Genomic DNA, 9,970 nt, shown 5'->3' on the forward strand with positions numbered 1-9,970 from the left:
GCATCCAGGTGCGATCAGGACAGCGCCGGCTGCGGTTGCCCGGCATGCAGCAACTCGTCCAGCGGGCACGGACGGTGCAGGCTGAAACCCTGCACCTGGCCGACCCCGGCCTCGTGCAGGCCGGGGATGTCCGCTTCCGACTCCACGCCCTCGGCCACCACCTCGATGCCCAGTGCCAGGCCGACCTGTGCGATCGAATGCACCGCCGCACGGTCCACCGCGTCATGCGCGTAGTTGCGCACGAAGCCGCAATCGATCTTGAGCACATCCACGGTGAACTGCTTGAGATAGCCGAACGAGGCCAGGCCACTGCCGAAATCGTCCAGCGCCACATGGCAGCCGCGCGCGCGCACGCTCTGCACGAAGCGCCGCGCGTGCTCCAGGTCGCCGATGACGGCGGTCTCGGTGATCTCCATGCACAGCTTGGGCACCAGCTTCGGGTAGCGCTCGAACAGGGACCACACGAAATCGAGGAAATCCGGTTGCGCGATCGACTGCGCGGACAGGTTGACGTGGCACAGGTCCAGCGCTGCCACATGCATCGGGTTGGCCGCCAGCTGCGCGCACAGCGTTTCCAGCACATGCACATCGACCATGCGCCCCAGCCCGTAGCGCTCCACCGCAGGCAGGAATTCGCCAGGGCTCAGCACCCGCCCATCGTGCGCGCGCATGCGCACCAGCACTTCGTACTGCAGGCGTGCCGGATCGCGCAACACCTGGATCTTCTGCGCATACAGCAGCAGGCGGTCCTCGGCGATGGCCTGCTGCACCGCGCTGATCCAGCCGCCGTCGTGGCGGCGCCGCGCCAGCGCCAGATCGTTCTCGCCGAAACAGCGAATCCGGTTGCGCCCCTCTTCCTTGGCCGCATAGCAGGCCAGGTCGGCGGCGGTCATCAGGGCATTGACGTCGCTGGCGCCCTGGCGGATTTCCACCACGCCGAAGCTGCAACTGGGCGTCAGCGGCCGGCCGCCCTGATGGCTCCACGGCTGGCCCAGCACCGCGTGCATGCGCTCAAGCACGGTTTGCGCCTGCGCCAGGTCGGTATCGGCCAGCAGGATCGCGAACTCATCGCCCCCCAGTCGCCCCAGCCAGTCGCCGGGACGCAACTGCATGGTGATCACGTCGGCGAAGTGGCACAGGAACTTGTCGCCCACCGCATGCCCGAAGGTGTCGTTGACCAGCTTGAAATGATCCAGGTCGACGAAGCACAGCGCATGGCGGAGCTGCGGCGATTGCGGCGGCTCGATCAGGCGCAGCAGCCGGCGTTCGATCTCGCGGCGGTTGATCAGGCCGGTCAGCGCGTCGTGGCGCGCATGGAAGGCGACTTCGTCGGCCAGCTCGTGCGCCTGCGAGACGTCTTCGATCACTGCCAGCACCAGGGACGGCTCTTCCGGGCCGGGCTCCACCAGCGAGGCACTCCAGCGCCCCCACATCACCCCGCCGTCGGCACGCAGGAAGCGCCGTTCGCCGGACTGCAGCAGCGTCGGCCAGTCGATCAGGCCGCGGCTGTCCAGCGCGATGTCGTCCGGGTGCATCACCTCGGCCAGCGTGCAGGCCAGCAACTCGTCGGGCCGGTAGCGCAGGATGTTGGCCATCGAGGCGTTGCCATCGAGCACGCGGCCGCGCAGGTCGAACTTGACCATGCCCAGCGCCGCCTGCTGAAACGCGGTGCGAAAGCGGCCTTCGTGCGAGAGCAGATAATCGCGGATGCGGCGCATCGCCAGCACGCAGGTGGTCAGCACCAGCAACAGGGTCGCCAGGCTGCAGATCACCATCACATCGTGCAGCAGCCGCGCGCAGCGGATCAGCAGCGCCTGGAACTGCGCGGTATCGCCGCGCATGCGGCCATCGAGCAGGTGCAGCTCGTCGCGCAAGGCCTGCAGCGCGCGCGGGTCGGGCCGGCCGGTGGCCTGCACCGAGGCGGCCCGGTCGGCCAGGGCGCTCAGCCGCAGCAGGTCGGCATCGGTGTGCTTCCACATCGCGATGGCATCGCCCAGATACGGAAAGGCATGGCCGTAACGATACAGCCGCACCATTTGCGGCATGTCCTCACGGGCATTGCGACCGGCGGCCAGGCCGGCATGGACCGAGGCCCAGTCGATCACCGGCTGCTCGATCGCCTCGCGTGCAGCGCGGTCGCCGAGCGGCACCTCCAGCGCGCGGCAGGCGGCCTGCAGGTCGGCCGGATCGCCGCTCCCCAGGTAGCGCTCCAGCCAGTACACCGCCTCCTGCTGGGCATTGGACCAGTGGCTCTGGCCGACGATCCAGGCCGTCGCGCCGGACTGGATCTCGATCACCAGCGCCGAGAGCACCGCCATGCCGACCGCGATGTCGATCAACAAGGCCAAGGGAAGCGTCAGCCAGCCGCGCATCAGGTGCATGGTCCGCCCACCGCTCTTGCCGCCCGCCATCTGCGCCATCGTCATCCCCGAACCCTGTCGCCGCCCAATGCGATTCAGGCGCCCGATGGGCGCCTGAAGGCAGTAGCGGCCGCAATGGCCCAGTCTGTATGGCAGCACCGACGTGTCCGCAGCGGAACAAAAACTTAGCCCGGCTAACACGATGCCGCGGGCATCCGGTGCAGGATCGACGGGCGACGCCCGCGGATCGATATGCACCAGCAAACATAGCGGCTACGGCGTCCGGCAACGCGGGCCGGACCGCCGCAGGCCGCCGGGTTGTCAGCGGCGCTTACTCGCCGCGCGGCTTGGGCGGACCCTTGCGATGCGGCGCGCCGGCACGGTCCATCGGACGGTTCGGACCATTCGGACGACCGGACGGCTTGCCGCCGCGCGGGAAGCGCGGCCTGGACGGCGACGCGGCCGCCTCGCCTTCTTCCAGCTTGCGCATGTTGAGCTGCTGGCCGGACACCCAGACCTTCTTCAGGTGCGTCAGCAGCTCGCGCGGCATGTCGGCCGGCAGGTCCAGGATCGAATAGTCGTCCTGGATGTCGATACGGCCGATGTAGCGGCTTTCCAGGCCGGCTTCGTTGGCGATCGCGCCGACGATGTTGGCCGGCTTCACGCCGTGGGTGTGGCCCACTTCGATGCGGTAGCTCTCCATGCCGAACTCCGGCTCGCCGCGCGGCGCAACCGGGTCGCGCCGCGGGCGCTCGCCACCGGCGCCATCATCGGCAAAGGCCGGACGCTCCGCACGCGGCGGACGGGCCGCGCGCTCGCCATCGGCACGCGGGCCGCGCTCGAACTTCGGCTCGAAGCGCGGACGCTCGCCGCGGTCGTGGCGGTCGCCGCGATCGTTGCGCTCGCGCGGGGCAAAGTCCTCGCGCGCGCCACGCACCGGCGGGGTCAGCAGGAACGGCGCATCGCCCTGCAGCAACTTGGCCATCGCCGCGGCGATATCGATCGCCGGCACGTTGTTCTCGCTCTCGTAGCGCTGCAGCAGGTCGCGGTACATCTCGATCTGGCCGCCGGCCAGGGTCTCGGTGATGCGGGTCATGAAGCGTGCCACGCGGGTGTCGTTGACCGCATCCACGCTCGGCAGCTGCATCTCTTCGATCGGCTGGCGGGTGGCGCGCTCGATCGCGCGCAGCATGCCCTTCTCGCGCGGGGTGACGAACAGGATCGCGTCGCCGTTGCGGCCGGCACGGCCGGTCCGGCCGATGCGGTGCACGTAGCTCTCGGTGTCGTACGGGATGTCGTAGTTCAGCACATGGCTGACACGCTCCACGTCCAGGCCGCGCGCAGCCACGTCGGTGGCGACCAGGATGTCGAGCTTGCCGTCCTTGAGCTGGGCAATGGTCTTCTCGCGGGCGGCCTGCTGCATGTCGCCGTTGATGGCCGCCGCAGCCATGCCGCGTGCCTGCAGCTTCTGCGCCAGCTCTTCGGTGGCGGCCTTGGTGCGCGCGAAGATGATCATGCCGTCGAACGGCTCGACTTCCAGGATGCGGGTCAGTGCGTCCAGCTTGTGCAGGCCGCTCACCCACCAGTAGCGCTGGCGGATGTTGGCCGAGGTGGTGGTCTTGGCCGCGATGGTGACTTCGGCCGGGTCCTTCAGGTAGGTCTGCGCGATGCGGCGGATCGCCGGCGGCATGGTTGCCGAAAACAGCGCCACCTGGCGCTTCTCCGGCAACTTCTTCAGCACCGCTTCGACATCGTCGATGAAGCCCATGCGCAGCATTTCGTCGGCTTCGTCCAGCACCAGCGTCTTGAGCTGGGACAGGTCGAGCGTGCCGCGATCCAGGTGATCGATCACCCGGCCCGGGGTGCCGACCACCACGTGCACGCCGCGCTTGAGTGCGCTCAGCTGCTGGGCGTAGGGCTGGCCGCCGTACACCGGCAGCACGCGGAAGCCGGGAATGGCTTCGGCATATTTCTGGAACGCCTCGGCGACCTGGATGGCCAGCTCGCGGGTCGGGGCCAACACCAGCGCCTGCGGCTTGAGCTGGTTGAGGTCGGCATTGGACAGCACCGGCAGCGCGAACGCGGCGGTCTTGCCGGTACCGGTCTGCGCCTGGCCGAGCACGTCGCGGCCGGACAGCAGCGCGGGAATGGTGGCAGCCTGGATCGGCGACGGCGACTCGTAGCCGACGGCGGCAACGGCCTTCATCACAGCGTCCGAGAGGCCGAGGTCTGCAAACAGCAGCGGCGCGGAAGATTCTTGGGTCATGGGTAACTCCGGAGGCGCCGCACGGAGCCGGCAGGCGCAAAGCAGCATAGTGTGCGCCCTCAGGCCCCCTGCTGTCGAAATTTCCGTGACAGTCCGTTCAGCTTGTGAGGATTTGCGCGCTGCGGCGAATCATCTCCTCGACCCTTGTCATTCCCCCACCCGGCCGGAGCCATGTCCCTGGAAACAGACCTGCACACCCGCTTCAACGCCCTGCTGCAGCAGCACCGCGGCATCGTCCTGAAGGTCGCGGCCAGCTATTGCTGGAACCCGGACGACCGCGCCGAGCTGGCGCAAGACATCACCGTGCAGTTATGGCGCGCGTTCCCCGGTTACGATGCCGGCCGGCGCTTTTCCACCTGGATGTACCGCATCGCCTTGAACGTGGCGATCAGCGATCTGCGCGGCCGCGGCCGCGTACCGCAGGACCCGCTCCCGCTGGAGGCGGTGGCCGACAGCATCGCCGACCCGCTGGCGCGCGACCCGGCACACGCGCAGCAGGTGGCCGCACTCCACGGCTTCATCGCCCACCTGCCGCCGCTGGAACGCGCCTTGATGCTGCTGTACCTGGACGCGCACAGCGACCGCGAGATCGGCGAGGTGCTCGGCATCAGCGAGACCAATGTCGCCACGAAACTCAGCCGCCTCAAGGCGCGCATCCGCGCCGAACTCTGACCACCCACTTCGCCCAAGGAACATTCGATGGAACTCGACGAGATGCAACGCGCCTGGCACGCGATGGAACACCGCCTGGATCGGCACGGCACGCAGATCGGCCACATCCTCGGCCAGGTGCGTGGCCATGCGGCGCGCACCAGCCTGCGCCCGCTGTGGCTGAGCCAATCGGCGCAATTGCTGTGCGCCGTGGCGCTGCACATCGTGATCGCACGCAACTGGCTTGACCACGCCGACCAGGTTGCGGCGATCATCGGCGGCGTGCTGCTGCAGCTGTGGAGCATTGCACTGGCGATCTCCGCACTACGGCAGCTGCAGCTGCTGGCGCAACTGGACTTTGCCGGACCGCTGCTGCCGACGCAGCGCGCGCTCGCGCAGCTACGGCGCTGGCGCACGCGGATGGCCCCGTGGCTGGGCGTGGCGTTCTGGGTGCTGTGGGTGGCCGTGGCGGACGCCGGCTGGCGCGCACTGACCGGCCTGACCCTGCCGCACGACTGGCTGCTGCTCAATCTGCTGGTGGGCGTGCTCGGCGGCATCGGCACCTGGCTCGGCTATCGACGGCTGCAGCGCAGCCGCCATCCGTGGCTGGAGCGCATCGACAACGCGCATGCCGGGCCCGGCATCGTGCGCGCCGAAAGCATGCTGGACGAGATTGCACGCTTTCGATGCGAATAAGCTTGCCAACGCCGCACCGCGACGCCGGCATCGTGCACGCCGCTGGCGCGTCTGCGTCGCGCTGTTGCCCCGACTCCACCTACCGGGGCCGCATTCGGCACGGTGGTGTTGCCGGCTGCGACAGGCAGATAATCGCCGTCTTCCTGTCACCGAGCACACCATGCAATTTCTGGAATTCGACCTGGACGGCGAGTACATCGAACTCAACCAGCTGCTCAAGCTGGCGGGGATTGCCGACAGCGGTGGCCAGGGCAAGGCGATCGTCGCCAGCGGCGCGGTCAGCGTCGATGGCGTGCAGGAACTGCGCAAGACCGCCAAGATCCGCCCCGGCCAGTGCGTGCAACTGGACGATGTGGAGATCCGCGTGCTGGCGCTGGACCCCGATGCGGAGCCGACAGGATGAGCGTGGTGCAGGTCAGCTGGCGCAACAACGCGCCCTCGGCCGACGATCCGGACCACGATGTCTACATCTTTTCGATCGACGTCGAGTCGGCCACGCCGTTCTGGTTCGAGCAGTCGATCCGTGGCGGTCACGCCGAGCGCGGCGGTTGCAGCATGCTGGCCTTGCACGAACTGGAAGGCTGGCCCGGCGGCTGGCGCGCAGACGTGACCAAGGCCGGCTGCGCCTGGGTGATTCCACTGCTGGAAGACGCCTTGCGCAGCGGCGATGCGCGCACCGCGATCGATGCGATTCTTGCACGGGTCAACGCGCCTGCCTGATGGCTGCGTGCCTGACTGCGGCGCGCCTGATGACAGCCCCGATGACAGCCGAGCTGACCGAGCCCGCACGATTGCCGCACCAACACCCGCGAACGGGCCGCTGACCACATTGCCCGCCCGCGCGTCGAACATCGGTGCAAGCCCCTGCGCATGAGGACAGCAGCGCAGCGCTGCACGCACTGCGCCTGCCTGCTCCCACGTCGATACGTCAGACGCTGCGCTGGGTCAGATGCGCCGCAATCGCCTGCCTGAACGGCGCCACCGCATGCGCGGCGCGCAGGGCGCCACGTCGCAGCAGGCGGGCCAGTGCACGGTCGTCGGTGTACAGCGCGGCCAGCGCATTGGTCGCTTCATACAGCGGCCGCGTCGCCAGCCGGTGCGCCCGCTCGTAGCCCTGCAGCAGGGCCGCAGCCCCGATGTCGCGCCCGGCTGCCGCAGCGACGCGCACGCGCTCGGCCAGGCGCGCCTGGCTCTGCAGTCCGAAATTGAAGCCATGCGCGGTGACCGGATGCATGCCCACCGCCGCATCGCCGATCAACGCGGCACGCTCGGCGATAAAGCGTTGCGCATAGGCCGCCACCAGCGGATAGGCATGCCGGCTGCCGTCCTGCTGCATCGGCCCGAGCCGATGCTCGAACGCCTCGGTCACTGCCGCACTGAAGTCCACCGCCTCCATCGCCAGCAAGGCCTCCACCTGTCGCGGCGGCAAGGTCAGCACCGCGCCGGCGCGATGGCCCTGCAGCGGCAGCAACGCCAGCGTCTTGCCGTAGCCAAACCACTCCCAGGCGGCATGCCGGTGCGGCAGCGCATGGCGCATCCGGCACACCAGCATGGTCTTGCCGAAGTCACGCAACTGCGCGCCGATGCCGAGCAGGCGCCGGGTGCTGGAAAAGCGGCTGTCGGCCGCCACCAACAGGCGCGCCGACACCGTTTCCCCGTCGGACAACTGCAGCGCCACGCGGTCGCGCTCCTGCTGCACGGCCTGCAGCGTGCAGGCGCAGCGGATCTCCAGCCCGGCTTGCGCCTGCAGCGCCTGCCAGGCCGCGCGGCGGATCAGATGATTGGGCACCAGCCAGCCCAGATCGCCGGCCCCCCGCGCGGAGGCGGCGAAGGTCAATGCGAAATGCGAATGCCCGTCCATGACGCGGGCGTCGCGCAGCGGCGAGATCGCATCGGCGGGAAACTGCTGCCAGATGCCCAGTTGCTCCAGCAATGCACGCGAAGCATGGGTCAGCGCGATTTCGCGTCCATCGAAGGCCGGCTCGGCCAGCTGCGCGCGTGGCTGTTGCTCGACCAGCATCACCGACAGCCCACTGGCGGCCAGGGAGCGCGCAAAACTCAGGCCGACCGGCCCGGCACCAACGACCGCGATATCCACCGATTGCATGCTGCGCTCCTTCACCACCGACCCCCAGGGGAGCTAACAGAACCGCGCATGCAACGGGCAGATGCCAGCGGCGGTGCGAAGGCGCCGCGAGCTCGCGTGGCCCTGCCATACCGGGCAAGGACCGCATCCGCCTGGCGCTGCGCGCAGCAGTCCTGGTAGCGGCCCTCAGTTTAACGGCAGTGGTAGCGGCGGGCCGTTGATCAGGATCAAGCAGCGGGCAGGCAGCCGACGGGCCGCCGTTGCAGCGACGCATCGGTCGCTGTGTTTTCTCAGCCACTGCCCCACTGGCTGCGCGCACCCCGCCGGGCCTGCGTCACCAGCCCAGCAACGCCCGCAGCAGTTTGACGATGCCCCAGAACGACACCACCCAGATCGCGCTGCGCAGGTAGGGAATGCCCGCCGCATACGCCGGCACGTAGGCCACGCGCGCCCACAGGTACAGCTGCACGCCCAGTGCGGTATCTGCATTGGTACGGCCGGCAACGCTCACTGCCAGGACGGCGGCGGCAAAGATCGGGAAGGTTTCCAGATAATTGCGGAATGCGCGATCCAGCCGTGCCGCAACGCCGGTCAACGGCTTGGCATCGCCATCGCGGGCGCTGGCATTCCATTTGGTCCCGCGCTGGGCGGTCATCCCGGCCGAGGCGGCCAGCAATTGCACCAGGCCGAGCACCAGGGCCCAGCCCAGCATCTGCAGTTCGATGGTCAGTTCCAAGCGGGTCTCCCGATGCGCTGCGGCATCACTTGATCGAGGCGCGCAGGCTGTAACCGGCGAGCCGCCAGGTCTTGTCCTCGTCCAGCCGGAACGACACCAGCTCGCGTAACGGCTGCTGGGCCTTGGCAAAGCGGGTCGGGAAGCTGACGTTGACGTAGAGGCCTTCCGGCACCTGCGCGCCGGCGGCGTACTTGACCCGCGTCACCGAGCCCTGTCCGCGTCCGACCACCGCCCCCAGGCGCGCACGTTCGGCGCCGATCTGGCTCACGAACACATCGCGCTTGACCGCGGTCTTGGCGACGCTGGAGGCGCCATCCCACAGCGAGGCGACCTGGTTGGCATCGACCATCTGCGCTACCCGCAATGCCGCCTGGGTCATCTCGGTGTTCTGTTTGACCAGCTGCGCCTGCTGCGCGGTGCTGGCCGCGGGTGCCGTGGTCGACGCAGCGGCAGCCGGACGTGCAGCGGTCTGCGGCTGTTGTGCCAGGACCAGCGAGGGAGCCAACAGCAGCGTGGCAAGCAGACAGGGACGGACCATGGGGCAGATTGACCTTGTACGTAGCAAACAAAGGGGAGCCAACGCGGGTGCGGCGGGTGCGGCGGGTGCGGCGGGTGCGGCGGGTGCGGCAGTTTAAGACCTGCGCTGCATGTCGCGGTGCACGCGCATCGATCGCAGCAGCCGGCTGCGGACACTGCGCGCCGGCCCTGACAACATCAGACGTCGCCGCCGGGCGGGACCGCGGCGACCCCGCGCGGCCGCCATAGCCGCCAGCTGATCCACAGCGCGCGGGCGATCGCCGCGATCAGCGCCAGCAGGCTCAGCCACACCGCCAGCGTCGCCGGCCACTGCACCTGCCTGGCCGCGGCGATCACCTGCAGCAGTTCGGCTACGCCGAATCCGGCCAGTACCAGCAACGCCGATGGCAGATACGCCAGCGCAACGCCTTTCGTCTTCCCGAGCATGTCGCCCCCCCCGGCTCCGTGATATGCCGCGACCATAGGCAGCGAGCAGTGCGGTGCGCGTGAAGCTCAGCCCTCGCCCTGGGCGGGACCCGGCGCGGACTCGCTGGCGGCCGCGTTGATCTGCGTGGCCGAGGTCTGGANCCGGCATTGCCGTTGCCCGCGCGGCGGATGCTCCGGCCGCAGCGAAGGCCACGCCGGACCCCTATCTGTGG

10 protein-coding genes are annotated in these 9,970 nt (G+C 69.0%); 4 read left to right on the plus strand and 6 right to left on the minus strand.

Going from position 1 to position 9,970, the window contains the following annotated elements; genetic code table 11:
• Positions 1–14: 14 nt before the first annotated feature.
• Both C0541_RS07875 and C0541_RS07880 read right to left on the minus strand, forming a co-directional pair.
• Positions 15–2,420 (minus strand): putative bifunctional diguanylate cyclase/phosphodiesterase, encoded by a 2,406-nt coding sequence (locus tag C0541_RS07875; protein WP_161959944.1) that lies wholly within the window; start codon positions 2,418–2,420, stop codon positions 15–17.
• A 271-nt stretch (positions 2,421–2,691) separates the two neighbouring features.
• Positions 2,692–4,626, minus strand: coding sequence for a DEAD/DEAH box helicase (locus C0541_RS07880; RefSeq protein ID WP_115047213.1), 1,935 nt, complete (start codon positions 4,624–4,626; stop codon positions 2,692–2,694).
• Positions 4,627–4,797: 171 nt separating this feature from the next.
• On the opposite strand from C0541_RS07880, the gene C0541_RS07885 reads away from it, so the two are divergent.
• The 4 genes from C0541_RS07885 to C0541_RS07900 all read left to right on the plus strand — a co-directional run bounded on the left by C0541_RS07885 (position 4,798) and on the right by C0541_RS07900 (position 6,693).
• The gene (locus C0541_RS07885) at positions 4,798–5,298 is read left to right on the plus strand and encodes an RNA polymerase sigma factor (RefSeq protein ID WP_115047215.1); all 501 of its coding nucleotides are present in this window, start codon (positions 4,798–4,800) and stop codon (positions 5,296–5,298) included.
• A gap of 27 nt (positions 5,299–5,325) precedes the next feature.
• Positions 5,326–5,973 carry a hypothetical protein gene (locus C0541_RS07890; protein WP_115047217.1) on the plus strand — a complete coding sequence of 216 codons (648 nt, stop codon included), beginning with the start codon at positions 5,326–5,328 and terminating at the stop codon, positions 5,971–5,973.
• Between the two features lie 160 nt (positions 5,974–6,133).
• A complete protein-coding gene (locus C0541_RS07895; protein ID WP_115047219.1) occupies positions 6,134–6,376 on the plus strand; it encodes an RNA-binding S4 domain-containing protein in 243 nt (80 codons plus the stop codon).
• Positions 6,373–6,693 (plus strand): hypothetical protein, encoded by a 321-nt coding sequence (locus C0541_RS07900; protein WP_161959945.1) that lies wholly within the window; start codon positions 6,373–6,375, stop codon positions 6,691–6,693. The genes C0541_RS07895 and C0541_RS07900 overlap by 4 nt, the downstream gene beginning before the upstream one ends.
• Positions 6,694–6,901: 208 nt before the next feature.
• Here the strand turns inward: C0541_RS07900 and ubiM are convergent, their stop codons facing one another.
• The 4 genes from ubiM to C0541_RS07920 all read right to left on the minus strand — a co-directional run bounded on the left by ubiM (position 6,902) and on the right by C0541_RS07920 (position 9,758).
• Complete coding sequence (gene ubiM / locus C0541_RS07905) at positions 6,902–8,080, minus strand: 5-demethoxyubiquinol-8 5-hydroxylase UbiM (RefSeq protein WP_115047411.1); 1,179 nt, start codon at positions 8,078–8,080, stop codon at positions 6,902–6,904.
• Positions 8,081–8,393: 313 nt separating this feature from the next.
• On the minus strand, positions 8,394–8,795 hold the full coding sequence (locus tag C0541_RS07910; protein WP_115047221.1) for an MAPEG family protein: 402 nt from the start codon (positions 8,793–8,795) through the stop codon (positions 8,394–8,396).
• 25 nt (positions 8,796–8,820) lie between these two features.
• Positions 8,821–9,333: a DUF4019 domain-containing protein gene (locus tag C0541_RS07915; protein WP_115047223.1), complete on the minus strand. Its 513-nt coding sequence runs from the start codon at positions 9,331–9,333 to the stop codon at positions 8,821–8,823.
• Between the two features lie 176 nt (positions 9,334–9,509).
• Positions 9,510–9,758, minus strand: coding sequence for a hypothetical protein (locus C0541_RS07920; RefSeq protein WP_115047225.1), 249 nt, complete (start codon positions 9,756–9,758; stop codon positions 9,510–9,512).
• Positions 9,759–9,970 lie beyond the last annotated feature (212 nt).

The sequence above is a fragment of the Xanthomonas arboricola genome, assembly GCF_003353015.1.
In the GTDB taxonomy this organism is placed as follows: Bacteria; Pseudomonadota; Gammaproteobacteria; order Xanthomonadales; family Xanthomonadaceae; genus Xanthomonas; species Xanthomonas arboricola_E.

Excerpts from the sequence above, each read along its gene's own strand:
- C0541_RS07920 (WP_115047225.1), bottom strand. The coding sequence starts at position 9,758 with ATGCTCGGGAAGACGAAAGGCGTTGCGCTGGCGTATCTGCCATCGGCG.
- C0541_RS07900 (WP_161959945.1), top strand. The coding sequence starts at position 6,373 with ATGAGCGTGGTGCAGGTCAGCTGGCGCAACAACGCGCCCTCGGCCGAC.
- ubiM (WP_115047411.1), bottom strand. The coding sequence starts at position 8,080 with ATGCAATCGGTGGATATCGCGGTCGTTGGTGCCGGGCCGGTCGGCCTG.
- C0541_RS07880 (WP_115047213.1), bottom strand. The coding sequence starts at position 4,626 with ATGACCCAAGAATCTTCCGCGCCGCTGCTGTTTGCAGACCTCGGCCTC.
- C0541_RS07890 (WP_115047217.1), top strand. The coding sequence starts at position 5,326 with ATGGAACTCGACGAGATGCAACGCGCCTGGCACGCGATGGAACACCGC.
- C0541_RS07885 (WP_115047215.1), top strand. The coding sequence starts at position 4,798 with ATGTCCCTGGAAACAGACCTGCACACCCGCTTCAACGCCCTGCTGCAG.
- C0541_RS07915 (WP_115047223.1), bottom strand. The coding sequence starts at position 9,333 with ATGGTCCGTCCCTGTCTGCTTGCCACGCTGCTGTTGGCTCCCTCGCTG.
- C0541_RS07875 (WP_161959944.1), bottom strand. The coding sequence starts at position 2,420 with ATGGCGCAGATGGCGGGCGGCAAGAGCGGTGGGCGGACCATGCACCTG.
- C0541_RS07895 (WP_115047219.1), top strand. The coding sequence starts at position 6,134 with ATGCAATTTCTGGAATTCGACCTGGACGGCGAGTACATCGAACTCAAC.